The organism is Mesorhizobium sp. WSM3626 (assembly GCF_000513935.1).
In the GTDB taxonomy this organism is placed as follows: domain Bacteria; phylum Pseudomonadota; class Alphaproteobacteria; order Rhizobiales; family Rhizobiaceae; genus Mesorhizobium; species Mesorhizobium salmacidum.
The window spans coordinates 20,155-44,273 of the sequence record NZ_AZUY01000035.1 but is presented as its reverse complement, the minus strand read 5'-3'; the positions used below and the strand labels follow the sequence as shown (position 1 = coordinate 44,273).

The 24,119-nt window shown below is 62.9% G+C and carries 19 protein-coding genes; 7 read left to right on the top strand and 12 right to left on the bottom strand.

All coding sequences use genetic code 11. The annotated features are described in order from the left end of the window. The first annotated feature begins 204 nt into the window (after window positions 1-204). The 4 genes from M653_RS0121810 to M653_RS0121795 are packed head-to-tail and all read left to right on the top strand — an operon-like array spanning window position 205 to window position 4,064. On the top strand, window positions 205-1,236 hold the full coding sequence (locus M653_RS0121810) for a 2-aminoethylphosphonate ABC transporter substrate-binding protein (protein WP_027145258.1): 1,032 nt from the start codon (window positions 205-207) through the stop codon (window positions 1,234-1,236). Window positions 1,237-1,268: 32 nt separating this feature from the next. Then, complete coding sequence (locus M653_RS0121805) at window positions 1,269-2,414, top strand: ATP-binding cassette domain-containing protein (RefSeq protein ID WP_084636800.1); 1,146 nt, start codon at window positions 1,269-1,271, stop codon at window positions 2,412-2,414. Beyond that, entirely contained in the window at window positions 2,407-3,264 is an 858-nt protein-coding gene (locus tag M653_RS0121800) for a 2-aminoethylphosphonate ABC transporter permease subunit (protein WP_027145256.1), read from the top strand. The genes M653_RS0121805 and M653_RS0121800 overlap by 8 nt, the downstream gene beginning before the upstream one ends. A gap of 2 nt (window positions 3,265-3,266) precedes the next feature. Then, a complete protein-coding gene (locus M653_RS0121795; RefSeq protein ID WP_027145255.1) occupies window positions 3,267-4,064 on the top strand; it encodes an ABC transporter permease subunit in 798 nt (265 codons plus the stop codon). Window positions 4,065-4,505: 441 nt separating this feature from the next. Here the strand turns inward: M653_RS0121795 and M653_RS0121790 are convergent, their stop codons facing one another. Both M653_RS0121790 and oiaX read right to left on the bottom strand, forming a co-directional pair. Further along, complete coding sequence (locus M653_RS0121790) at window positions 4,506-5,840, bottom strand: four-carbon acid sugar kinase family protein (RefSeq protein ID WP_027145254.1); 1,335 nt, start codon at window positions 5,838-5,840, stop codon at window positions 4,506-4,508. Window positions 5,841-5,845: 5 nt separating this feature from the next. Beyond that, a complete protein-coding gene (gene oiaX / locus M653_RS0121785) occupies window positions 5,846-7,096 on the bottom strand; it encodes a 3-oxo-isoapionate-4-phosphate decarboxylase OiaX (RefSeq protein WP_027145253.1) in 1,251 nt (416 codons plus the stop codon). Between the two features lie 184 nt (window positions 7,097-7,280). On the opposite strand from oiaX, the gene M653_RS0121780 reads away from it, so the two are divergent. Beyond that, window positions 7,281-7,994 (top strand): transcriptional regulator NanR, encoded by a 714-nt coding sequence (locus tag M653_RS0121780; protein WP_027145252.1) that lies wholly within the window; start codon window positions 7,281-7,283, stop codon window positions 7,992-7,994. Here M653_RS0121780 and M653_RS0121775 read toward each other — a convergent pair. From M653_RS0121775 to M653_RS0121730, 10 genes are all read right to left on the bottom strand, one after another. Further along, the gene (locus M653_RS0121775; protein WP_027145251.1) at window positions 7,970-9,826 is read right to left on the bottom strand and encodes a hypothetical protein; all 1,857 of its coding nucleotides are present in this window, start codon (window positions 9,824-9,826) and stop codon (window positions 7,970-7,972) included. The genes M653_RS0121780 and M653_RS0121775 overlap by 25 nt on opposite strands. Continuing rightward, on the bottom strand, window positions 9,823-10,857 hold the full coding sequence (locus M653_RS0121770; RefSeq protein WP_027145250.1) for a Gfo/Idh/MocA family oxidoreductase: 1,035 nt from the start codon (window positions 10,855-10,857) through the stop codon (window positions 9,823-9,825). Before M653_RS0121770 ends, M653_RS0121775 begins: the two co-directional genes overlap by 4 nt. Window positions 10,858-10,859: 2 nt before the next feature. Next, complete coding sequence (locus tag M653_RS0121765) at window positions 10,860-11,924, bottom strand: ABC transporter permease (RefSeq protein ID WP_032935762.1); 1,065 nt, start codon at window positions 11,922-11,924, stop codon at window positions 10,860-10,862. Then, complete coding sequence (locus tag M653_RS0121760) at window positions 11,924-13,462, bottom strand: sugar ABC transporter ATP-binding protein (protein WP_027145248.1); 1,539 nt, start codon at window positions 13,460-13,462, stop codon at window positions 11,924-11,926. Before M653_RS0121760 ends, M653_RS0121765 begins: the two co-directional genes overlap by 1 nt. Beyond that, window positions 13,459-14,121, bottom strand: coding sequence for a DUF2291 family protein (locus tag M653_RS0121755; protein WP_032935760.1), 663 nt, complete (start codon window positions 14,119-14,121; stop codon window positions 13,459-13,461). The genes M653_RS0121760 and M653_RS0121755 overlap by 4 nt, the downstream gene beginning before the upstream one ends. A gap of 140 nt (window positions 14,122-14,261) precedes the next feature. Further along, complete coding sequence (locus M653_RS0121750; protein ID WP_027145246.1) at window positions 14,262-15,203, bottom strand: D-ribose ABC transporter substrate-binding protein; 942 nt, start codon at window positions 15,201-15,203, stop codon at window positions 14,262-14,264. 259 nt (window positions 15,204-15,462) lie between these two features. After that, window positions 15,463-16,290: a phosphogluconate dehydrogenase C-terminal domain-containing protein gene (locus tag M653_RS0121745; protein ID WP_027145245.1), complete on the bottom strand. Its 828-nt coding sequence runs from the start codon at window positions 16,288-16,290 to the stop codon at window positions 15,463-15,465. Window positions 16,291-16,394: 104 nt separating this feature from the next. Then, window positions 16,395-17,429, bottom strand: a complete 1,035-nt coding sequence (locus tag M653_RS0121740) for an ABC transporter permease (RefSeq protein ID WP_027145244.1) — start codon at window positions 17,427-17,429, stop codon at window positions 16,395-16,397. Beyond that, a complete protein-coding gene (locus M653_RS0121735) occupies window positions 17,426-19,900 on the bottom strand; it encodes an ATP-binding cassette domain-containing protein (RefSeq protein WP_027145243.1) in 2,475 nt (824 codons plus the stop codon). Before M653_RS0121735 ends, M653_RS0121740 begins: the two co-directional genes overlap by 4 nt. A gap of 76 nt (window positions 19,901-19,976) precedes the next feature. Continuing rightward, a complete protein-coding gene (locus tag M653_RS0121730) occupies window positions 19,977-20,999 on the bottom strand; it encodes an ABC transporter substrate-binding protein (RefSeq protein WP_027145242.1) in 1,023 nt (340 codons plus the stop codon). Between the two features lie 458 nt (window positions 21,000-21,457). On the opposite strand from M653_RS0121730, the gene M653_RS0121725 reads away from it, so the two are divergent. Further along, window positions 21,458-22,384 carry a helix-turn-helix domain-containing protein gene (locus M653_RS0121725; RefSeq protein WP_027145241.1) on the top strand — a complete coding sequence of 309 codons (927 nt, stop codon included), beginning with the start codon at window positions 21,458-21,460 and terminating at the stop codon, window positions 22,382-22,384. A gap of 185 nt (window positions 22,385-22,569) precedes the next feature. After that, window positions 22,570-24,081: an alpha-N-arabinofuranosidase gene (locus tag M653_RS0121720; RefSeq protein ID WP_027145240.1), complete on the top strand. Its 1,512-nt coding sequence runs from the start codon at window positions 22,570-22,572 to the stop codon at window positions 24,079-24,081. Window positions 24,082-24,119: the final 38 nt, after the last annotated feature.

Genomic DNA, 24,119 nt, shown 5'->3' with positions numbered 1-24,119 from the left:
CCCACGACAATGATGCGACACTTCCAAGACAAATATCAGAGGAAATTTGGCTCTCATAAAATAAATAGATTTTACTTATCGATCGCCAGTCCCCAGAGTTGACACAACGACGACATCCACCAGCGCTACAAGGCCGGAAGGTCCCGACGGCGCGATCGTCCTAGTGCATCGCAGAATGTGCCATCAATCACAGGGGAACTGATCATGAAATCGCGCAATGCAACCATCGTTACGGCCTTCGCCGCGTCGCTATTGGCGTCCTCGGCTCTTGTTGGACCGGCATTCGCCGACGGCGTTGTCACCATCTATTCCGCCGACGGCCTGCATGACGGCAATGGCAGCTGGTACGAGACCGAATTCGCCGCCTTCACCAAGGCCACCGGCATCACCGTGCAGTATATCGAGGCAGGCTCGGGCGGTGTCGTCGAGCGTGTCGCCAAGGAGAAGTCCAACCCGCAGGCCGACGTGCTGGTGACCTTGCCGCCCTTCGTCCAGCGCGCGGCCGCCGATGGCTTGCTGCAGGACTACAGGCCGCAAGCCGCCGACCAGATCGACGGCGGCACCGACAAGTACCGGCCGCTGGTCAACAACTACATGAATTTCATCTACAACAGCGCCGTGCTTTCGGAAGCGCCGAAAAGCTACAACGATCTGCTCGATCCGAAGTTCAAGGGCAAGATCCAGTATTCCACGCCGGGCCAGGCCGGTGACGGCACCGCCGTCATGCTGCAGATCATCCATGCCTTCGGCGGCGAGGACAAAGGCTTCGAGTTCATGAAGAAGCTGCAGGACAACAATGTCGGCCCGTCCGCTTCGACCGGCAAGCTGACCGCGCTGGTCAACAAGGGCGAACTGCACGTCGCCAACGGCGATCTGCAGATGAACATGTCGCAGATGGCCGACAACCCGAATATCAAGGTGTTCTGGCCCGCCGGTCCTGACGGTGTGCGCTCCACTTTCGCACTGCCCTATGAAATCGGCCTGGTCACTGGCGCACCCAATGCCGACAATGGGAGGAAGCTGATCGACTTCCTGCTCGCCAAGGAAGCCCAGTCCACCATAAGCTCGGTAGCGCTCGGTATGCCCGCCCGCAAGGACGTGAAGCCGGATGACGCCAACTTCGCCAAAGCGCAGGAGGCCATGAAGGGTGTGACCGTCTGGGCTCCGAACTGGGACGAAGCGCTGAGCAAGCTTCCCGACTATGTCAAGAAATGGAACGAGGCGACCGGAAGCTGACACCCGGGGGCAAAAATCCGGAGGATCAAGCCATGTCGGCCGTCGCCTTTACTGGTACCAGTGTCATGGACATCGACGCCGCGAAAATTCGCGGCGCCGGTTCCAACGTCCACTTCGACAAGGTCAGCGTCGCCTATGGCGCACATGTCGTCCTGCATCCGCTGACCCTGGATATTGCGCCGGGTGAAATCCTGGCGATGATCGGGCCTTCGGGTTCCGGCAAGACCACAGCCCTGCGCGCCGTGGCCGGGTTCGTGCGCCCGGCAAGCGGCCGCATCCGCATCGGCGCGGCCGATGTGACGGATCTGCCACCCTACGAGCGCGGTCTCGGCATGGTGGTGCAGAACTACGCGCTGTTTCCGCATATGCGGGTCGAGGACAACGTTGCCTTCGGCCTCAGGGCACAAGGCGCCGACAAGGCGTTGATTGGCGAACGGGTGAAAGAAGCGCTCGCCACCGTCGGCATGGCGACTTTTGCCCGGCGTTATCCCCGCGAGCTTTCGGGTGGCCAGCAGCAGCGCGTCGCGATTGCGCGTGCTTTGGCCGTGCGGCCACGCGTGCTGCTGCTCGATGAGCCGCTTTCGGCGCTCGACGCGCAGATCCGCCGCAACATGGTCGAGGAGATTGCCCGCCTGCACCGCAGCCTGCCTGGCCTGACGATCCTCTACGTCACCCATGACCAGACCGAAGCGCTGACGCTTGCCGACAAGATCGCCATTATGCGCGACGGCAGGGTCTGTTCGCATGGACCGACAACCGAACTCTACCGTCGCCCGCCAAACCGTTTCACCGCTGAGTTCCTCGGCCGCGCCAACCTTCTGCCGGTGACGGTCGCCGAGCCTGCCGGGTCGAAGGGCTTTGCCACGGCAAGGCATCGCGACGCGGTGCTGACAGGTGCCGGCCGCGATGAGAAGGCCGGCGACAGGAGCCTGCTCTGCATCAGGCCGCAGCATCTCAGCCTGACCGCCGACAGCGAGCATACCAACCGCATCGTCGGTACGTTGAGGGAAGTGCACTGGCAGGGCGAACTCACCCACCTCGTGCTCGATGTCGACGGTACGCCGGTGCGGGTCTCGGCAACGAAACTGCCTGTCGCCTTGCCTGAACCCGGCGCCGAGGTGCCATTGTTCTTCGCGCCCGCCGACACCTCGCTCCTTCCGGAAGACGCCGGTGGCTGAGGCGGTCGCACTTTGCGCGCCGGCGATCAGGAGAGAACCCGGCAAGTTCTGGATCGTACCGCCGGCGGCCCTGCTGGCGCTGCTGTTTTTCTACCCCCTGGCGCTCATCGCCCGACAGGCCTTCCTCGACGACAGCGGCGTCGCCAATGCCGCCGAGATCATCCGCGTCCTGCATTCGCGCTTCTTCCTCAACGCGCTGATCAACACCGTGACGATCTCGGTCACGGCGACGGCCGGATGCCTGATTGTCGGCCTCGTGCTGGCGTTGATCCTTGCCTTCGTGCCATTCCCCGGCAGCGGCTTCATCGCCCGGCTGATCGATACCTTCATCGCTCTTCCGACCTTCCTGGTGACGCTTGCCTTCACCTTCCTCTACGGTTCCGCCGGCATGCTCAACTCTGGGCTGATGGAGGCCTTCTCGCTGCCGCTGCCGCCGGTCGATTTCCTTTATTCGACCTGGGGCGTGGTGCTCGCCGAAGTCACCGTCTATACGCCCTTCATCCTGCGGCCGCTCCTAGCCGCCTTTTCGCTGGTCGATCGCGGCCAGATCGAAGCGGCAAGCGTGCATGGCGCGCGCCCGTTTCGCATCGTTCGCCAGGTCATCTTGCCGGCCGCGATTCCGGCGCTCATCGCCGGCGGAAGCCTCTGCCTGTTGTTGACCGTCAATGAATTCGGCATCGTGCTGTTCATCGGCGCCAAGGGCGTCATCACTCTGCCACTGCTAATCTATGGCAAGGCAATCCAGGAATCGGCCTACCAGGTTGCCTGCGTCATAGCCGTCGTCAACATCGCCCTGTCGCTCGGGTTGTTCGGCCTCTACCGTTTCGCCGCCGGTCGGTTGGGAGTCTAGCCATGCTGGTCTGGTCGCGCCCTAGTCGCATCGTGTTGTGGCTGCTTTTCGCGCTGCTGTTCGGCGTGCTGTTCCTGGCGCCGCTCGCAGTGATCCTGCTGTCAAGCCTAGCCGACCAATGGAACGGCGTGCTGCCGAGTGGCCTGACGACGGAGCACTACACCGATGTCATTTCCGGCTCCGCCGGTAGAGCGGTAAAGGCCAGTCTGGTCACCGGTTTCCTGGCCAGCGCACTGGCGCTGGTCAGCGGCACCTGGGCAGCATTGTCGCTGCGCCTCCAGGGTCATGCCTTGCGGCGATTGCTCGGCCTTTTGTTCTTCATCCCCAGCGCGGTGCCTTCGGTGTCCGTCGGTCTTGGCCTGCTGGTGGCGTTCAGCCATCCGCCGCTGCTGCTCAACGGCACGGTGGCAATCGTCATGATCGCGCATTTCGTGCTGATCTCGGCCTTTACATTCGGCAATGTCTCGGCCGGCTTGGCACGGCTCTCGCCCGATTTCGAGCAGGTGGCGTCGAGCCTTGGAGCGCGGCCGGCATATCGGCTCTGGCATGTCACGCTGCCGTTGCTGGCGCCCTACCTGGTCGCTGCCTTCGGCTTGAGCTTCGCGCTGTCCATGGGCGAACTCGGCGCCACCGTCATGGTCTATCCGCCGGGCTGGGTGACGCTTCCGGTGTCGATCTTCAGCCTCACCGATCGCGGCGACATCTTCGCCGGTGCGGCACTCACCATGATCCTTGTGGCGGCAACGCTGGTCCTGCTGCTCGGGCTGGAGCGCATCACCGCGCGCGCGACCGGCGCATAGGCCGACGTCCAGAAAATTAATTGAGGTGCTTCGTAAAGCGGCGAAGCGCTTCAGTTGAAGCTCTTCCGGCCGATGGAAGACCTGGCGAAGCTCTTCGAAGGATAGCGAACGGCGATCACCTGGAGAGCCCGCTCTTTGAAGACTTGGCTGAGCGGAGACGTGTCGAAACGACTGGCGCTGGGCGGTGACGCCGAGACTGCGCACGAACTTGAGCTCGAGATTGAGCAGGTTCTTGCGCAGCATGTCTGCCATTCCTGGCGAAGCGCAGCCTTTTTCGAAAGCGGTCGTCGCTCAATCAATGCTTAGTCTAAAGGCCTGTTCCGGAGGGGCTCTGCCGGTCGACTTTCGAGCAGACATGTGCTCGCTTGGTGCTCAGGCGCAAGCCCTAATCGGCTCTGCATGTCTCCCCAGGTTTCGCAATGTCCCAGCGCAACGCCATGGTCAATTCTGAAGGCCGTCACGGATGGACGAGAAATAGCGGTCGGTTCCTACCTGCCCGCCCTTCAACGCGACCTCCAGCCCGTCGATCGCATCGATGCTGGAATGGGCTACGCAAAGCGGGGAACCGGGCGAGGCGGGCAGGGGCATCCTGACGGTCAGCGCGTCTACACCCATTTGTCCCAGCGCATGGCTTGACGTGTCACCGCCTGCGATGATCACGCGCCGCAAGTTTTGCTCCTCCGTCAATTGGCGCAGCAGCGCACCAAGGCCGCGGCCAAGCTTGTGGCGGGCACCATCCTCCCGGTCGATTTCGGCGCCCCTGTCGGCGGTGGGGCCAAGTGCCGTATAGAGGATGACGCTGCGCCCGGCTTGCAGACTGGCGCGGCCCTTTGCTGCCGCACGCGCAATCGCCTGCACCGACCCCTCCGAAACCAATTCGACAGGGTCGACCTCAATGCCGTCGAAACCGTCGGACAGGGCATGCCGGATCTGTCGTTCGGTGGTCGGCGAGCAACTGCCCGACACGACGGCCAGCCGGTCGACGGCACCCGGCGGCGCAAAGCGTGGCCCAGCGTTGGCGATGCCCCTCGACGCCCACTCGGTCAACAGCGCATATTCGATTCCGGACGAGCCGACGACGATGGAACCGCCCGGTTTGCGAACCCGCCATATTTCCTTGCCAGCAAGGGCTTGGGTCTCCCGGTTGTCGACGTCGATAAGAACGATGGCGGCACCGTTCTCCACGAGGCGATCGAATGCCTGCGATCGCGATGTGGACTGCAGCGTCGCCAGGTCAAGCAATCCCAAGGAGAGTCCGGTCTGTCGCGACATATGAATCAGCAGGTCGGACTCATTCATCGGCGTCGTCGGATGGCGGCTCATCACCGGATGACGGTCGATGCGGAAATACTGGTCGCGATAGGCCGCGAACAGGTGGCCAAAGGCAGTGTAGCGTCTGAGCTGCGGTGCGCCGACCAGCATGGGCACGCTGTCCTGTGCGAAGACCGAGCGGCCGATCTCGATTGCCCGGCCGATACTGCCGATTACCGGACTGGAATCGAAGGTCGAGCAGACCTTGTAATGGCAGATATCGGCTCTCAGCGCCTTCAGCCAGGCGAACGCGTCACGCAAATGCGTGTCCATCCACTGCGGGGTCTCGCTGCGGCTGGTGCCAGCGAGGCCAACCGCACGACAGTGCGAAAACCGTGCAAGCTGCTCGGCGTCCGGCTGGCGCATGAACAACACGGTCGGGACGCCACCAAGCTCGAGTGCTTCCATCACATCGGTCGAGCCGGTGAGGTCGTCGCCATAGTAGCTGAGCAGCAGGTCTTGCATGGGTGTCAGGCCGCCCTGCCATCGCCGAATTTTTCAATCGACCGCGCTAGTTCGGCATGGCTGCGGGCATAGTCGGCCAGCGGAATGCCGTCCACAGCCGCCTGCCAGGCCTGACGCACGGCGCGCACGCCGGCGCCCGGTCCGTCCGGATGGCTGACGATGCCGCCGCCGCAGAGATAAAGGAGATCGACCGTTCGCCCGGTGCGTTCATAGGTCTCGGGTGCCTGTCCACCCCACTGGCCGGAACCGGCCACCGGCAGCGCGCAATCGTCAGGCGAGAAGATCGGCGTGGTTACCGCCTTGAAGGAGCGGACGAAGGATGCATCTGGTTCCCAGTATTTCGAGGCAATGCCATTAATCTGGAACTGGTCGACGCCGAGCAGCCGCCAGAACTGCTGCCAGACCTTGAAATCCATGCCGAGGCCGGGATGGCGGGTGAGGATGTCCCAGCCATTGCGGTGGGCGTGCAGCACCAGGCCGGAGCGCTTCCTCAAGAACGCCATGCCGCCGAAGCCGATCGAGTTGATGTTGACCACGGCACAATTGCCGCCAGCCTTGATCACCAGATCGTGGTTGCGCATCATCTCGTCGGGATCGGCATGCGAGATGCCGAAGGCATACATCACCTTCTTGCCGGTCTTCTGTTCATGGTCGAGGACGAGCGGCATGATCGCCTTTACCCGCTCCGCCAGCGGCGAATAGGCAGGGCTCATCAGCTTCTCGTCGTCCTTGATGAAATCGACGCCGGCCTCGATCAGTTCGCCCACCATCGCGGCCGTCTCATGCGGCCGGAGGCCCAGCGCCGGCTTGACGATGGTGCCGATGATCGGACGGTCCTCGACGCCGGTCAGCCTGCGGCTGCCAGCGAGGCCGAATTGCGGGCCTGGATGGGCGCCCCGGTATTGTTCCGGCAGCTTCATATCGATGACACGAATGCCGGTGAGCCCCTTGATCGAATATGTGCCGCCGATGGCAATGGTTATCAGTGCGGCAAGATCGGTGCCGATGGCATCGAACGGAAAGGCGATGTCGACATCAGCGCGCCTGAAGGGCCCGTTGCCGGATCCCGGGAGAGACGGCTGCGCGGCATCAGGCAGGTGACGGATTGCCAGCACGCGCGCTGCCACGCGAGCCTTCAGTTCCTCCGTCTCGCCGGGCAGTTCGACGAAGGTACCCGTCGACTGGTCGCTGGCGATCTTGGCCGCCAGCGACTCGATGCTGCCTGGCGTCTCGATGCGGTAGGTCAAGGTGATCATGGACGTCGGCCGGTCGAAAAGGGTTCGAAAAAAGTTTCGTCGCGCAGGAAATCTGGTATAATGAGTACATAAGTATTGCAAGCAATATCCGAATTGGCGGCTACAGTCCGGTCAGCGGACGGGCATTCCAGGAATCGCAGCGGCAATGCTAGATAGGGCCGGGTCAAGGGAGTGATTCGCGACGATGAACCGTTCGGAGCCGATCGTCCGGCGCAAACTTTCCGACGAAGTCTTTGCAAGACTGAAGCGGCTGATCACCAGCGGCGAACTGCAGCCCGGCGACGACATGCCGTCCGAGCGCGAGTTGATGGAGCGCTTCGAGGTCGGCCGGCCGGCGATCCGTGAAGCCATGCAGGCGCTGAGCAATATGGGGCTCGTCGCCATCTCGCATGGCGAGCGCGCCAAGGTGCTGCAACTGACCGCCAAGTCGATCATCAAGCAGGTCGACGGCGCGGCCAAGATCATCCTGTCTTCGTCCAGGGACACGCTGGAGCACCTGAAGACCGCGCGCATCTTTTTCGAACGCGGCATGGTCAGGGAAGCCGCGGAAAAGGCTACATCGGAGGATGTGCAACTGCTGAAGGCAACCGTGGCCGAGCAGCGCGCCGCGCGCGGCGATTCGGAAGCCTTCATCTCCGCCGACATGAAGTTTCATACCCAGATCGCGTCCATTTCAGGCAATCCGATCTATGTCGCCGTCAGCGAAGCCACGCTGGGCTGGCTGAAGGAATACCACACTGAAATGCTTATCTGGACCGGCAAGGAAAAATACACGCTGACCGAGCACGAGGAGATCATCGATCGCATCGAGCACGGGGATGCCGACGGCGCCGAGAAGGCGATGATCAAGCACCTCGAGCGCTCGCGTGCGCTCTATGTGATGAATTCCGAGAAGTAACCGATCCTGGTAATCGCATAGGGCGGCATTGCGAGATTGCCCTGGCCAAGCGCGGAAGCGTCGACCGGGACATCGTTCGATGTCAGATTCGCCAGCCAGACGATGATCTTGCCCGAGACAGAGCGGCCGGCCAGCGCCAGGACCCGCGTCTCGTCGCTCGTCGTGGCGGAAACATGCGTCAGTCCAGCCAACTCACAAAGCCCTTCGATGGCCTGGAAGATCGGCCGCGGCGTTCCTTGCGCGAGGGGTTCGCCTGATCCCGCGACCACGCCGAACGGCCCGCTGAAGCTGGACAGTGTCAGCATCTCCAGGCCCGGCGCGACGCGCGCGGCATAGCCGATCGTCCATGCGGCGGCGAACTGTGCGGCATGGCGGGGATCGCGGTTCGCCATGGCGATGCGTTGCCCCTGAGGATTGTTCTTGGTCGCGCCACCATAGGGGTTCTGGCGCATGGCTATCGTCGATGGCCCTATCCGGTACGGCTTTGTCCCGAAGATCGCCCGGGTGGACCGGATGATGAAGGGCAGCGCCTCCAGCGATTGCATGACGCTGAGATCATCGGCGGCATGCACGATCGGACAGGTGCAGTGGGTGATGAAATCGAGCTGGTGTGCCGGAACGCGCTTGCGGTTGAGCTCGGTGAAATAGCTGAACATGCCGCCGCCGAGACGGATATCGGGAAAGGCGCGTCGCGCCGCGGTGTAGACGTCCTCGAGCGGCGGGCATGCCGGCCAGGCACTGCCCGGCGGCGTCGACTGGCGGTCGACCGCAGGAGACACCGCGACAGCATCGAGCCGCAGGCCTGCCCGACGTACCATATCGGCGACATCGGAAAGTTCGGCGTTGAGATCGCCGGCGCAGGCGACCACGCATTCCAGCGTCGTCGAAACAGGGTAGGCGGCGGCGAGCCGGGCATGGGCGCGCAGCGCGTTGAGGCCGTGGCCTCGCGTCGGATCAAAGTGGAAAAGCAGCTGCCGCGGACCGAGCCTCCCCAGCATCGGCAGGTCGGCAAGTGCCGCCTCGACATCCTCGGGATAGATCACCACGCCGATGTCAGGCAGCTTCGAGCCGGCCTTGCCGAGTTCGACGCGAACCGGTTCGGCCGCCGCTGCCGAGGCAGGCACGTTGGCGTCGCCGGTGATTTGCAAGCTGATCGTCTGGCGCAGGGGTTGTCTGGCCGGCAGCACATAGGGCCATGGCAGCGCCAGCGGCCTCACATAGGTCTTGTAGGAAGCGTCAGACCAGTTGCGCTGGTCTTCCATCTCGAATGTGTCGCCATCCATCCGGCATTGCGCGACAACGCCGGGCCGCACCTGATGCGTGATGGCGCGCAAATTCTTGAACGGCTGCCAGGGGTCGATCAGATCGGGCAGTTCCGTCTCGACTACCTCGCCATCGGCATGCTCGACCGTCACCGGGCTGCCGGCAAGGCCGGCGATCGGGTGCAGGATGCAGAAGCCGCAGCGGTTGGTTTCGAAATCGCTCTCTGGCAATGCGGTCACGTCGAACACCAGCCTGCCGTCGGCGGAGCCTTCGATCGTGGCACGGAAGCCGAGCCGGCTGCCGTTCGCGCCGAGGCAGCTTGCCGTGTAGCTGACCGAGAAACGGTCATCCTTCTGGTCGATCGCCAGATCTGTCAGATCAGGCTCGTATGTGCCCCAGTCGCGGTCGCGCACGATATAGGCGATGGCGCGCAGCACTTCGGTGCCGCCATGGCGGATGGTGCGCAGATTGCCGTTGACCAGCTCCGTACTCAGCGCGCCCGCGCGCAACGTGACCGGCTTGGGCTCGGCCGCGCACGTGCCGTAGAGATGGAAAGCCTCAGCCGTCATCTGAGCAAGGCGTCGATTTGCACCGGCCCGCGGCTGGCGGCACCCGCATAGGCGGCCTCGACCAGGGCAAATGTCTTGAGATTGTCGGCGCCTGAAGTAGCCGGTTCCTGGCCTGATGCAAGGCAGTCGATCCAGTGCCGCTGGATGGCGGCAACGCTCTCCTGGATGTTGTGCCATGGTCGCGAGGCCCAGGGCAGCAGTGGTGGCGATACGTCGCTCACCTTGGTTCCGGTTTTGCCTGTGACGGTCAGCCGGTAGCCTTGCGCCAGCCGGATCGTGCCGTCGCTGCCGTCGAGTTCGATGAGTGTTTCCGGGAACGGCTCCACGGCGAGCTTGGTCGCATAGCTGCAATCGACCACCGAAGTGGCGCCGCCGGCGTGGTCCATGAGCATCGTGGCGACATCCTCGCCGGCGATGGCCGGGTTGATGCGTGCGGTCCGCGCGGTCAGGCTCGACACATCGCCGAGCAGGAAGCGGGCGATGTCGAGAATATGAATGCCGAGATCCTCGATGATGAAGCGTTTGCCCGTCGCCAGATAGGGCTGGCCGGAAAACACGTCATAGCCGGAGCGAAAGGAGATGCGGCCGAAGAAGGGCGTGCCGATCTCGCCGCTGTCGAGTACGGCGCGCACCGCCTGGATCGGCGACTGCCAGCGAAAGTTCTCATGCACCATCAATGGCACGCCGGCTGTTTGGCAGGCCTCCACTATCGCCCTGGCATCACTGAGCGTCGGCGCGAACGGCTTCTGGCAGATGACGGGAACGCCGTGCGCGGCGGCCATCTCGACCAGCTCACGATGGCTGCCCACCGTGGTGGCGACGTCGACGAAGTCGAGTTTCTCCGCCGCAAACATCGCCGCTGCGTCCGTGTAGCGCCGTGCGACATCGAACTGGTCGCCGACGATCTGCAGTCGCTCGGCATTGCGGTCGCAGACCGCGACGATCGAGGCGCCCTTGATGTCGCGCCAGGCATGCATCTGGTTGACGGCGAAGAAGCCGCAGCCGATCAGCGCTCCACTTAGGCTCTCCATGCTCAACCCACCCTTGCCATCTGCATCAGCGTGACGCGCTGCTGCAGCCGGCGCTGCGCCTGGTCGACGACGACGGCGACGATGATGACCAGGCCCTTGATCACCATCTGCCAGAAGGAACTCACGCCCATCATCACCAGCCCGTCCGACAGGATGCCGATGACAAAGGCGCCGACGATTGTGCCGCCGATCGTGCCGCGTCCGCCCGACATCGAAGTGCCGCCGAGCACCGCCGCGGCAATGGCGTTCAATTCGAAGCTCTCGCCCGTCGCCGGGTGCGAGGCCATCAGTTCCGAGGAGATGATCAGGCCGACGATCGCGGCGCAGAAGCCGGAGAACATGTAGACGAACATCTTGACCATGTTGACGCGCACGCCCGAGATCCGCGCCGCGCGCTCATTGCCGCCGACGGCGAAGATGTGGCGGCCGAGCGGGGTGTAGCGCGCGAGGTAGGCAGCCCCCAGCGCCACCACGATCAGGATCCAAATCGACACCGGCAAGCCGAGCAGCCGGCCGGCGCCGAGGAAGCCGAAGCCGGTGGTGCCGAGTTCCGGTTTGCCGACGAGGTTGGGAAAGGTGCGGCCGTCGGAGGACAGCAGCGCGAAACCGCGCGCGACATAGAGCACGCCGAGCGTGGCGATGAAGGGCGCGACGTTGAGCCTGGTGATCAGCAGCCCGTTGACGGCGCCGATCGCTATGCCGACCAGAAGCGTGATCACGATGATCTCGAAGACGTTGAAATAGACGGTGTAGCCGATCTGCAGGTCGATACCGTTGAGCACGAGATAGCCGGCCACCATGCCGCACAGGCCGACGATCGAACCGACCGAAAGGTCAATGCCGCCGGTGATGATGACGAAGGTCATGCCCATGGCGAGGAAGGCGTTGAGCGCCACGTGCTTGGCCATCAGGATCAAATTGGCGGCCGAGAGGAAGTTCGGCGCGGCGATCGAGAAGAATACCAGCACCGCGATCAGCGCGATGAAGGTCCTGAGCTTCATCAGCGTCAGCAGCGCGGAACCGCTGGAGGCGGAAGGAGCGGCCGCCTTGGCCGGAATGTCAGTCATCAGCGTTGCTCTCCATGTGCCGGTCCGTGGCCCAGCGCCGACGCAGCGACGATCGCCGCTTCCGTCGCCTCGGCGCGGTCGAACATGCCGGTCAGTCTGCCATTGCTCATCACCGCGATGCGGTCGGACAGCGCCATCACCTCGTCGAGATCGGAGGTGGCGAACAGGATGCCGAGCCCGTCGCGCGAAAGCTTGCGCATGGTGCGGAAGACGTCGGCCTTGGCGCCGACATCGATACCGCGGCTGGGTTCGTCCATCAAAAGCACTTTCGGTTCGGTGAGCAGTGCCTTGCCGATCACCACCTTCTGCTGGTTGCCGCCCGACAGTGACGAGACTTCCTGCGCCGGATCGGCGACCTTGATCGCCAGTTCCCGAACCATCTGGACGACGGCCTGCCGCTCGGCGCCGCCCCGGATATGGAACAGGCTGACGAAGCGCGACAAGCTCGCCAGCGTCAGGTTGCTGGCGACCGAGAGGATCGACACCAGCCCTTCGCGCTGGCGGTCCTCGGGGATCAATGCCAGCCCGCGCTGGATGCGGCGCGTCGTGTCGCGCTCCTTCACCTGCTTGCCGGCGATGAAGATCTTGCCGCTGGCATGGCCATGACGGCCCATGATGCAGTCAAACAGCTCGCTGCGCCCAGCGCCCATCAGCCCGTATATGCCGAGGATTTCGCCGGCGCGCAGCGACAGCGAGACATGGTCGACCGCCAGTCCGCCGGTAACGCGCGGCAGGCAGATCTCCTCGGCACGGAAGATTTCCTCGCCGGGCTGATGTCCGTCGGCCTTGGCGAAATCCTTGGCATCCGAGCCGATCATCTGCCGCACGATCCACTGCGTGTCGACTCGTCTCATTTCCTCCTGGCCGGTGATGCGGCCGTCGCGCAGCACGGTGACGGTGTCGCCGATGCGGATCAGTTCTTCCAGCCGGTGGGAGATGTAGACGATGGCGACGCCGCGCGCCTTGAGGTCGGCGATCACCTTGAACAGGATTTCGACTTCCGCCGCACTCAACGCCGAGGTCGGCTCGTCCATGATCAGGATCTTGGCGTCGAGCGAAACCGCCTTGGCGATCTCGACCAGCTGTTGCTGGCCGATGCGCAGGTCCTCGACCAGCATGTCCGGCCGGATGCCGGCTTCGAGCCGGTCGAGGAATTCGCTCGCCCGCTTTTCCTGCTCCTTGCGGTCGATCTTGCCCAGCCGGTTGGTGATTTCGCGTGTGGCGAAGATGTTCTCGGCGACGGTCATGTTGCCGAACAGGTTCAGTTCCTGGAACACCATGCCGATGCCGCGCGCCACCGCATCTCCCGATGAGGAGAAGGAAACCTCTTCGCCTTCGAGCAGGATGCGGCCGGCGGTCGGCTGCTCGACGCCGGCGATGATCTTCATCAGCGTCGACTTGCCGGCGCCGTTTTCACCGACCAGCACGTTGACGGCACCCTTGCGCACCTCGAAGTTCGCCTGCTTGACCGCCACCGTGCCGGCATAGACCTTCGAGACGTCCTCCAGCTTGAGGATGACCTCGCGACCGGGGCTCATGGCTTCGGCCCGATCTCGGCCTCCGCCGGAGTCACCAGCGGCAGGTCCTGGCCACCTTCGATCGTATAAGCGCCGACCATCTTGGCAGCGCGGCCTTCAAGTGCCTCGCGCGGCAGTTTGGACAGCACGGCCTTGTCCGCATAGGCGTTGAAAGCCTTGCCGAACTGGGCGAAGTCGATCTGGTTGGTGAAGTCGTTGAACTGGACGAAATCGAGGCTGTCGCGCAGTGCCGTGCCGCGCATCGCTGGCCCGATCTGGACGCGCGCATCGGCTTTGCCGTCGCCATCCACGTCAATGTCCATCGTTGCCGCGCGCGACTGCGTGTTGGCGGCGATGATCTTGCCCTCGACACGCACCGCGAAGGTCCATGGCGAATTCGCCTGCTTCCTGGGGTTGCCGTATTTGGCGCCGGCCGCCGCCGGATCGGTCTTCGCCAACGCATGGACCTCGGCAAACGGCCCGGCCTTCTGCTTGAGATAGGGTATGACCTTCGAGGCCCAGATGTCCTCGACCATCTTGTCCGGTTTGAAGGCAGGCGCATTGTTTTCGCTTTGCGCCACGGGCGTCGGCAGGATCTTGCAGGCGCTGAGGCCAAGGCCCACGAGCACCGCAAGCATCATCCCGGTGAAACGGGTCAGCCAGGTCAATCTGTTCGGCATGGCGGTCAAAGAATCACCCGGAACGTGAAACTGGAGCAATCCAGAAAAAGTGTGAACGGTTTTCCGTCCGAAATCGCGTCAAAACAAAACTGGGCGAGGGGCGAACACGGGTCCGCCCCTCGCCGTTGCGTTGAGACGGCTCAGTTCTTCAGCGCGAAGGTTTCCAGCTTGGCGGCATTTTCGCCATTGACGAGCACGCAGTCCATCAGCTGTTTTTCCTTCTCGGGCGACTTCTTGTTCTTGATGAAGTCGTTGGCCTGTTCGACCGCCATCTGCGCCTGGGCAAAGGCAGGCTGCAGCACTGTCGCCTTGATGCCGCCCGAGGTGATGGAATCGCGCACGTCGTTCGAGCCGTCGAAGCCGACGACGATCACATCCTTGCGGTTCGCGGCGGCGAGCGCGGCATAGGCGCCCATCGCCATCGTGTCGTTGCCGGAGATGACGCCCTTGATGTCGGGATTGGCCTGCAGGATCGATTCCATCTTGGAATAGGCCTCGGTCTGGCTCCAGTTGGCCGACTGCTGCGTGACCATCTTCAGATCCGGATAGTCGTCGATGACATCATGATAGCCCTTGGAGCGGATGCCGGCATTGGTGTCGGATTCCTTGCCGACCAGCTCGACGAAGTTGCCCTTTTCGCCCATCAGCTTGACGAACTCCTGCGCGCCGAGCTGGGCGCCCTGGTAGTTGTTGGAGACGATCTGCGCCACGGCGACGCCGGTGGCGTTGATCTCGCGGTCGATCAGGAACGAGGGAATGCCCGCGTCCTTGGCCTTCTGCACGGCGGCGACGGTGGCGTCGGCGCCGGCATTGTCGAGGATGATCGCCTTGGCGCCGCGGCCGATCGCGGTGTCGATCAGTTCGGACTGCTTGTTGGCATCGTCGTCATGCACCAGCACCAGCGCCTCGTAGCCGAGTTCCTTGGCCTTGGCCTCGGCGCCGACCGCTTCCGCCTTGAAGAACGGATTGTCATGCGATGGCGTGATGATGGCGATGAGGTCCGCCGCGTAGGCGGGCATCGCCGTGCCGAGTGCCAGCACGCCGGCGAACGCCGCAAGCGTTATTCTGCGAGTCAGTTTCATGAAGTCCTCCCGTTTGAAAAGCCTGTGTCTCGACGATCGAGGCCACTGTCTGCGTTTGAATCCATCAGGCTGTGAAGGTTGCGGAACGCCTGGCCCAAGCCGTCAGTCGGCCTCCCAAGCAAGTTCCTGTTCCCCGCCATCCTCCACCCGTCTCAGCTTCGAACTCCCGGCGAAGCGTGGTTGATCCGAGCGAAGATTAGCTTAGCCAACTGGTATGATGAGTCAACCACAAATTCAGGTAATCTGTACCCAAGTCGAGTCAGGTGATCCGCTGAATGCTGGCTGCGATCTCTTCCGGCTCGAAGACCCGCTTCCAGTCGTCGCGCATCAGCACCGGCTTGCCGAATTCGATCGCCTTGTTGCAGGCGTCAGAGAACACGCCCTTGGTTTCGCCGAAGATGACGGCGCCGAGCACGTTCATGTGGCCAAGCAGGAAATCGAGCGCCGCCTGCCGGTCGACGCCACGCGCCACGACCTCGTCGACCGCCTCCTTCATGACGACCAGCAGCGAAGCGCAGACGGTTTCCGAAAGACCTGGCTCGAGCAGCGCCATCTGTTTGACGGAAACGCGGTGCGAGCGCATCACCGGCGCCCAGATGATCTTGGCGATGGCCTCGCCCTTGGCGTAGTCGGCTTCCGGTCCCTGCATCAGGGCGCTGACCATGTGCTGCTTGGCCTTCACACCGCCGAAATAGTCCTTCTTCGCCGCCATGTCGGTCTCGTCGTTGAAGATCGGCGGATGGCAGGGATGGGTGACGAAGTAGGTCAGGTCGGGACGATCGGGCAAATGCCCGGCGAACGGCGCGGCTGCGTCGAGTACGATGACCATCGTGCCCGGCGCAAGCTTGCTTTCGATGCTTGTCGCGACCTTGCCGATATGGGTGTCCGGCACGGCCAGGATCACCACGTCGACGCCTTCCAGCGCCTCGTCGGCGCTGACCGTGTCGAAGCCCAGTCCGGTCTTCAGCCGCTCACGCCCGGCCTCGCTGACCTCGACATGGCGGATCGTATAGGGCGAGCCGCGGAAATTGGTCGAAAGGCGGTAGCCCATTTTGCCGCCGGCACCGAACAGCGCAATCGTCGTCATCTAGCCCTTGCTCCCTGGTCGTGGACGATGGCGTTACCGATCGTCAGCTTATCTACTGGTATGATCACTCTACCACATTGGCAAGAGAAATCATCATCCGCTTGTCATTGCCGGCGGACAGCCGCCGCATTTGGCTCGGATTTCAGTGTGCCGTCGTCGTCGGTGCGGTCGACGGCGGCTCGGCGCGACAGCACTTGCCGGCCGGCCAGCGCCAGAACGAAGATGACGACGATGCCTTGCACGATGTCCTGCGCACCTGGCGGCAGGCCGAGGATCTGCATGGTGGTGACGATGAGGATCAGCAGGATACTTGCGAACAGCGTGCCGACGGCGCTCGCCGAGCCGCCAAAGATCAGCGTGCCGCCCAGCACCACCGCGGCGATCGACTGCAAGAGATAGGGCTGGCCCATTTCGAGGAAGGCGCCACCTATATAGGCGCCGAGCAGCAGCCCATTGAGCGAAGCCAGCACCGACGAGATGATGAAGGCCGAAGCGATGACCCGGTTGTTGCGGATCGCGGCCAGCCGCGCGGCGGTGCGGTTCTGGCCGACCGCCGACAGCAATTGTCCGAAAACCGTGTAGCGCAGCACGAAGGAGGTCGCGGCCACGCCAACGATGGCGATGGCGGCCATGATCGGCACGCCGGCAATGCGGCCCGTCGCCAGCGTCTTCAAGAGCGGGCTGACGGCGAAGCCCGCTATGGCGCGGTTCGAAAGCAGTGTCCCGGTCGCCAGTACATAACCTGTCGCCAGCGTGGCGATGATGGCCGGTATGTTCAGCCCGACGACGAGCAGCGAATTCAACCCGCCGACCGCGAGGCCGAGCAGGATCGCGGCGCCGACGCCGATGGCAAGGTTGGCGTCCTGGCCCCTGATGGTGAGCAGCGCCACGAAGGCGCTGAGCGTGATCACCGAGGCCACCGAAAGGTCGATATTGCCGCGCCCGGTGGTGACGACGAACATCTGGCCGATGCCGACGACGGTCAGGAACGAGGCCGACAGCATGATGCCCGACAGGCTGGAGAGGCTGAAGCGGTTGGTGACCACGGACAGCACCAGCCAAAGCAAAAGCACGCCGATCGCCGACCAGACCCAGCGGTTCTTCTGTGCCCAGAGGCTGGAGGCGGCGAGGCCGTTCATTGTTCGCTCCTGCGGTCTGCGGTCAGGCCGCGCAGCGTCAAAAGGGCGATGAGGATCAGCCCTTGCGTTGCGGCGTTGAAGTCGCTGCTCACGTTCAGCGTGCCGAGCAGGGCGCCGATCAAGGCCAGCGTGACCGCGCCGGCGATGGTGCCGACCGGCGAGATGACACCGCCCAGCAGCGAGCAGCCACCCATCACCACGGCGGCGACGCTGAGCAGCGTGAACGAATTGCCGGAATTGATGTCGCTTGCCGTGTTGATCGCCGTCAGCGACAGGCCGGCGGCAGCGGCGAACAATCCGGCGACGAGGTAACGCACCAGTGCATAGCGCGTCGGCGACCAGCCGGAGCGGATCATGGCGGTCGGATTGTTGCCGAAGCCGCGCAGCACCACGCCAAGCGGCAGCCGGTCGATCACCAGCACCACCAGCGCGACGGCGGCGATGAGGATGATGGAGGTGGGCAGGAAAACCAGCGACCAGCTGAACATCGCCGACAACCATTCGGGGCTGGTGCCGCCCGGTGTCGGCTGCAGTGCGTAGCCTAGTCCCATCCAGATGAAGGAGGCGCCGAGCGTGACGACGATGGCCGGGATCTTGCGCGCCTGGATCAGGCCGCCAAGCCCAGCATAGGCGGCGATCGCCGCCGCCAGCGCCAGCGCACCGAGCCATGGCTGATCGTAGAGCAGCGTGGCGGAGAGCACGCTGACCAGACCAGCAAAGGCGCCGACGCCGAGATCGATCTCGCTGCCGCCGACGATGAACATCTGCGCCGCCGTCACCAGCACCAGGGACAGCGCCGGCATCAAGAGCAGGTCGAGCCCGAAGATCGAGGCCACCGCCGGGTTGGCCGAGATCATCACCGCCAGCACGGCGGCGAGCCCGATGAAGGGGGCCGCGTTGACCAGCCGGCGGGCAAGGCCGGCGCCGGCGGCGCTGTGCCCCGCGCCGGCACGGGTGTCCGCCTGCTGGGCAAAGGATGCGCCGACGACGGCCGATTCCGTGATCGCTTCGCCGCTCAATTCCTTGACAATGCGCCCGCCTGAAAACACCAGCACGCGGTCGCAGGCCAAAAGCTCGGCGTCTTCGGTCGTGTGCCAAACCAGCGTGCGACCACTGCGCGCGATCTCGTTGCAGAGCCTGTAGAAGTCTTGTTTCGTGGCAATGTCGACGCCGCGCGTCGGATCGTCGAGCAGCAGGATCGGCGTGTCGGCGACGAGCGCGCGGGCAACCAGCGCCTTCTGCTGGTTGCCGCCGCTGAGTTCGAGGATGTTGGAGCCGAAGCGTTTGTCGTCGAGCCGCAACCGGCCGGCTGCAACGCCCGCCGCCTCGCGGCAGGCGCGTTCCGAAACAAGGCCCAGTGCCGGACGGCGGGCAAGGCTGCCGATGCTGATGTTTCCAAGCACGCTCCACAGCGGGAACACGCCTTCCTTCTGGCGGTCGCCGGCAATGAAACCGGCATCGCCGCTCCTGGTGATCGCGGTTCCCCGGGTGGAATCCGGCTCGAAGATGGCGTGCAGCAACTCCTTCTGGCCGCTGCCCTCGAGCCCCGCCAGTCCGATGATCTCGCCGCGGCCGATCTCGATATCGCGGCCGAGTCCGGCGGTCAGGGAACCGGACAATTTAACCAGCGCCTCGCCGCTGCTGGCGGCGGCGGCGCTGTGCTGGTGGATTGAATTGGCGTCGCCGCCCATGAGCTGCACCAGTTGGCCGATCGAGGTGTCGGCGACATCGCCGCGCCAGGCGGTGCGTCCGTTGCGCAGCACCATCACCTGCGTGGCGATGTCGATGATTTCCTGCAGCTTGTGGCTGATGAAGATGAAGGCGAAGCCGGATTTGGCACGCTCACGAATAAAGGCCCGCAACTGTCTGGAGCGGTCGAGGTCGAGCGAGGAGGTCGGCTCGTCGAGCACGATCAGCTTGACGCCGGGCGTGGCGGCGGCGCGCGCGATCTCGACCATCTGCCGCTCGGCGATGGAGAGATGGCCGACTTCGGCGTTCACATCGATGCCGTTGGCGTGAAAGACGGCGTCCAGCGCTGCGCGGGCGCGGTCCCTGTAGAGTGCGCGCCAGCCCGGCCTGTTGGCCGCGTCGCCGGGTGTCTCCAGGAAGAAGTTCTCGGCGACGGAAAGGTTGGCGCACAGCGACAGTTCCTGGTGAACCATGCGGATGCCGCGCCTTTGCGCCTCCGCCGTGCCATAGGCGCCGAAGCTCACGCCCTGTCCGGCGAACGAAATCGAGCCGAGGGTCGGCGACGTCGCCCCGCACAGGATGCGCATCAGTGTCGACTTGCCGGCGCCGTTGCCGCCGACCAGGCCGATGATTTCACCGGCCGAGACGGCGAGGTCGATCTGCGCGTTCGCCAGCGTCGGCCCGAAGCTCTTGGTGATCCGCGACAGCGAGACGACGTTTGACCTGATGTCGGGTATCGTAGCGGCTGCGCCTTCCGGATCGGCTACGGCAAGATGGGACATTCGTCCTCCGTTTCTTTACGGGCAAGGACCGGGCGCGGCCGTCTGGGCGGCGCCCGGTCCTTGGCAATGACAAGCTTTACTTGCTGAGCAGGTTCTGCTTGACCCAGTCGAGCGAATAGCTGGGGCTGATGATCTGGCCCCCCGGCAGCTTCGCATACTCCTTGAGATTGCTGGCATCGACGGTCGCCACCGGCATGATCATCAGCTTCGGTGCCTTGCCACCCTTGAGCAGCGAAAGGCCGAGCCAGAATGCGGCGCCGCCAATGCCCGGCGTGGTGTTCATCGAGACCGTCTGGTAGCTGTTCTTGGCATTCTCCTCGGCCCACCATTTGACGAAGTCGGTGCCGCCGCCGCCTTCGATGATCGGCATCTTGCCGGCATAATCACCGCCATATTGGACGAAGGCCTGAGCAATGCCGACATCGTCGCTGCCGCCTTGGCCGAGCACGGCGTCGACATGTGGCAGCGAGGGCAGGACGTTGGCGATCGCCGCCTGCGCGACCGAGGCGGTCGCCTGACCATAGACGGTGGCGACAACCTTGATGTCGGGATATTTCGCCAGCACCGACTGCTGCGCGTTGAACATGTCGTTGTCGGGCGCTGACCCCTTCACGCCGCGCACTTGGATGACGTTGCCCTTGCCGCCGATCATCTTGAAGATGGCTTCGGCCTGGGCCGCCTTGTAGCCCTTGAAGTCGAAGTTGAGCTGGTAGTTGCAGGGCGCCGAAGCAACCGAATCGAAGGAAACCACGATGATGCCGGCCTTGCAGGCCTTTTCGATGATGCCGTTGACCGCGGTTTCCGAGGCGGCGTCGACGGCGAGCACGTCGACCTTCTTGAGGATCAGTTCGGCGATCTGGCTGTTCTGTTGCGCCACCGAGCCGTCACCGTTCATGACGACGTAGTCGGCGATCCGACCGGCCGCCTTGGCTTCCTTGGCCGAGGCCTCGAAAGCCTCCACCATCTGATGCCGCCAGGTGTTGCCGTAATAGGCGTTGGCGAGTGCGATCACCGGTGCGTCCGGCGACGCCATCACCGGCAAAACCGAAACACTGGCTAGCGCGGCGCCGGCAAGCGCCGCCACAATTGAAAACTTCATGATATCTCCTCCCAAAAACACCGGCCGACCTGATCGGCTCGTCTGTTCATTCCGTGACGATGGCTCTTTTCGAAAGACACCATACCATCTACATATTATACCAGCATACCAAGTAGGCAAGCTTTTTGCTGCTCTGGTCGGACCGCTGCTGAGCGTAGGCTCGCCAATTGCGTTGAATTGGGATGTCATCCGGTAAGGGACCCCCCGAGTCCGAGGGTCAGGACGAGACTTCCAGCGTTCCATGCCGCTATCGCCATCCCGATGCTGTTGCGCTGTCATTCCGCTTTCGTGAAGAGTTTCGGGCACCGGAAGGCGTACGAAAGTCCCCGAGGAAGGAACCCGCCGCACGGTTGCGATCAATAAAAGTGACTTGGGGGCGGTCAGCGCATTGATTAAATCAGATTCCAAGATATACAGGGGCAATTTCGGATATGGATTTCATACAGACTGGCCAATCGATGAGTCGCAATTTTCTGGTGATCGAACCTGAGGAAGGCATGGCCGTCCTCAAGGGGCTGGCCTCTTCGGCGCGCATCTCGATGCTGAAACTGCTGCATGAGAAAGGGCCGATGAATGTCAATGACATCGCCGCCCTGCTGTCGCTGCCGCAGTCGACGGTCTCGACCAATATACAGGTGCTCGAGGATGCTGGCCTGATCCGCACCGAGAACCAGAAGGCGAAGAAGGGCAGCCAAAAGATCTGCTATCCGACCGCTGAGGAAGTGCTCGTGGTCTTCAAGAGCGAATATCGTTCGCTCAAGAACGACGCGATCGAAGTGTCGATGCCGATTGGGCTCTACACTGGATTCGAGGTCACCGCGCCCTGCGGTCTCTGCTCGCCGGACGGGATCATCGGTCTCCTCGATGTGCCCAACACCTTCCTTGATCCGGACCGCATGAAGGCTGGTCTGTTGTGGTTCACGCGCGGCTTTGTCGAATACCAGTTCCCCAACAATGCCAAGCTCGCCAATGCCGAGATTACCGAACTCGAACTGGTGACCGAGCTGTCCTCGGAAGTGCCTGGCACCAGCGCCGATTGGCCCTCCGACATCACGCTGACGATCAATGGCGTCGATGTCGGAACGTGGACGTCACCCGGCGATTTCGGCGACAAGCGCGGCGTCTTCACGCCCTCCTGGTGGAAGCTCAAGGGCTCGCAATATGGCAAGCTGAAGAATTGGCGAATTTCCACCGACGGCACCTATGTCGACGGTGTCAGGATTTCAGAAACCAGCCTCGCCGCCCTCGACCTCAAGGGCCATCATTCAATCCGGGTCCGTATTGGCGTCAAGGACGATGCCAAGCGTCCCGGCGGCATCAATATTTTCGGCAAGGGATTTGGAAATTACGATCAGGACATCCTGCTCAGGATCAAAACCGGTTGATAATCATCAAATCGGGTCTAAAAAATAACGAAGTGATTTCAATATATTGATTCCATTTACGACGGAGGCTGTCGGTCAATTGTCAGACTTTTGCTAGTTTTTCGCTTGACGAATGGGTCCTGCTTCTCTTTGATATCGAGTAAGATGATTTAAATCATCATTTGTGATATTTAGGGAGGAATTGCATGAAGGCAGCCATAACGGCGCATCCGCACTATGTCGTCTCGGAAATCGATCCGAGGCTCTACGGATCCTTTATCGAGCATCTTGGGCGGGCGATCTACACCGGCATCTATGAGCCCGGCCATCCGACGGCAGATACCAACGGCATGCGTCAAGACGTCATTGATCTCGTCAGGGAACTTAACGTCCCGATCGTCCGCTATCCCGGCGGCAATTTCGTGTCAGCTTACAATTGGGAGGACGGTGTCGGCCCCAAGGAAGAACGCCCGGTGCGCCTCGACCTCGCCTGGCACACGTCGGAAAGCAACGAAGTCGGCCTGCATGAATTTGCCAACTGGTGCGCGTCCGCCAACACCGAGATGATGCTTGCCGTCAATCTCGGCTCGCGTGGCCTCGATGAAGCCCGCAATTTTCTGGAATACACCAACCATCCAGGCGGAAGTGAGTGGAGCGACAAGCGTATCGCCAACGGCCGCAAGGAGCCCTTCGACGTCAAGCTGTGGTGCCTCGGCAACGAAATGGACGGCCCCTGGCAGATCGGCCACAAGACCGCCGACGAGTATGGCCGCCTGGCCCATGAGACCGCCAAGGCCATGCGCGCTTTTTCCAAGTCGCTCGAACTGGTGGTCTGCGGCTCATCGAATGCCAAGATGCCAACCTATCCTGAATGGGAGGCGACCGTTCTCGACCATACCTATAACGAGGTCGACTATATCTCGCTGCACATGTATTTCGACAATGAAGCCAATGACGCGCCGAATTATCTCGCGATGAACGAGAAGCTCGACGGCTACATCGTCTCGGTCGCCGGCGTGATCGAGTATATCAAGGCCAAGAAGCGCTCCAGCAAGCAGGTCTACATCTCGTTCGACGAATGGAACGTCTGGTATCATTCCAAAGAGCAGGACAAGAAGATCCTTGGGGGCAATGACGGCTGGCCCTTCGCCCCACCATTGCTCGAAGACATCTACAATTTCGAGGACGTGCTGCAGGTTGGCCTGATCCTCAACACCTTCATCCGTCGATCCGATGTGGTCAAGATCGCCTGCCTGGCGCAGCTGGTAAACGTCATTGCGCCGATCATGACCGTTCCGGATGGCCCGGCATGGCGCCAGACAATATTCTATCCCTATCTCTATGCCTCGATCTACGGCCGTGGCAATGCACTGGATCTCAAGCTGGACAGCCCGACCTACAAGTCCACCGTCGCGGGTGAGGTTTCCTGCGTCGACGTGGCCGGCGTGCATGACACCAAAACCGGCCATGTCACCTTCTTCGCCGTCAACCGCCATTCGAGCGAGGCGATCGAAACCGTGATCGACATCAGCGGTTTCGGTGCGGCTGACGTCGTTGATCACCAGGTGATAACGCACGCGGATTTGAAAGCCGTCAATTCGGCCGGGAATCCCGGCAATGTCGGGCCCAAGAGGGGGGAGGGCGCCTCGGTGGCTGGCGGCAGACTGAGCCTATCGCTGCCGGCCTATTCCTACCAGATGATCCGCCTGAAACTCTGATCTCGGGCGGACCATCGAAAAGTGCATGCGCTGAGGAG

What these genes read in the sequence shown, in the direction of transcription:
- M653_RS0121810 (WP_027145258.1), top strand. Translation starts at nt 205, where the DNA reads ATGAAATCGCGCAATGCAACCATCGTTACGGCCTTCGCCGCGTCGCTA.
- M653_RS0121805 (WP_084636800.1), top strand. Translation starts at nt 1,269, where the DNA reads ATGTCGGCCGTCGCCTTTACTGGTACCAGTGTCATGGACATCGACGCC.
- M653_RS0121795 (WP_027145255.1), top strand. Translation starts at nt 3,267, where the DNA reads ATGCTGGTCTGGTCGCGCCCTAGTCGCATCGTGTTGTGGCTGCTTTTC.
- M653_RS0121790 (WP_027145254.1), bottom strand. Translation starts at nt 5,840, where the DNA reads ATGCAAGACCTGCTGCTCAGCTACTATGGCGACGACCTCACCGGCTCG.
- oiaX (WP_027145253.1), bottom strand. Translation starts at nt 7,096, where the DNA reads ATGATCACCTTGACCTACCGCATCGAGACGCCAGGCAGCATCGAGTCG.
- M653_RS0121780 (WP_027145252.1), top strand. Translation starts at nt 7,281, where the DNA reads ATGAACCGTTCGGAGCCGATCGTCCGGCGCAAACTTTCCGACGAAGTC.
- M653_RS0121775 (WP_027145251.1), bottom strand. Translation starts at nt 9,826, where the DNA reads ATGACGGCTGAGGCTTTCCATCTCTACGGCACGTGCGCGGCCGAGCCC.
- M653_RS0121770 (WP_027145250.1), bottom strand. Translation starts at nt 10,857, where the DNA reads ATGGAGAGCCTAAGTGGAGCGCTGATCGGCTGCGGCTTCTTCGCCGTC.
- M653_RS0121765 (WP_032935762.1), bottom strand. Translation starts at nt 11,924, where the DNA reads ATGACTGACATTCCGGCCAAGGCGGCCGCTCCTTCCGCCTCCAGCGGT.
- M653_RS0121760 (WP_027145248.1), bottom strand. Translation starts at nt 13,462, where the DNA reads ATGAGCCCCGGTCGCGAGGTCATCCTCAAGCTGGAGGACGTCTCGAAG.
- M653_RS0121755 (WP_032935760.1), bottom strand. Translation starts at nt 14,121, where the DNA reads ATGCCGAACAGATTGACCTGGCTGACCCGTTTCACCGGGATGATGCTT.
- M653_RS0121750 (WP_027145246.1), bottom strand. Translation starts at nt 15,203, where the DNA reads ATGAAACTGACTCGCAGAATAACGCTTGCGGCGTTCGCCGGCGTGCTG.
- M653_RS0121745 (WP_027145245.1), bottom strand. Translation starts at nt 16,290, where the DNA reads ATGACGACGATTGCGCTGTTCGGTGCCGGCGGCAAAATGGGCTACCGC.
- M653_RS0121740 (WP_027145244.1), bottom strand. Translation starts at nt 17,429, where the DNA reads ATGAACGGCCTCGCCGCCTCCAGCCTCTGGGCACAGAAGAACCGCTGG.
- M653_RS0121735 (WP_027145243.1), bottom strand. Translation starts at nt 19,900, where the DNA reads ATGTCCCATCTTGCCGTAGCCGATCCGGAAGGCGCAGCCGCTACGATA.
- M653_RS0121730 (WP_027145242.1), bottom strand. Translation starts at nt 20,999, where the DNA reads ATGAAGTTTTCAATTGTGGCGGCGCTTGCCGGCGCCGCGCTAGCCAGT.
- M653_RS0121725 (WP_027145241.1), top strand. Translation starts at nt 21,458, where the DNA reads ATGAGTCGCAATTTTCTGGTGATCGAACCTGAGGAAGGCATGGCCGTC.
- M653_RS0121720 (WP_027145240.1), top strand. Translation starts at nt 22,570, where the DNA reads ATGAAGGCAGCCATAACGGCGCATCCGCACTATGTCGTCTCGGAAATC.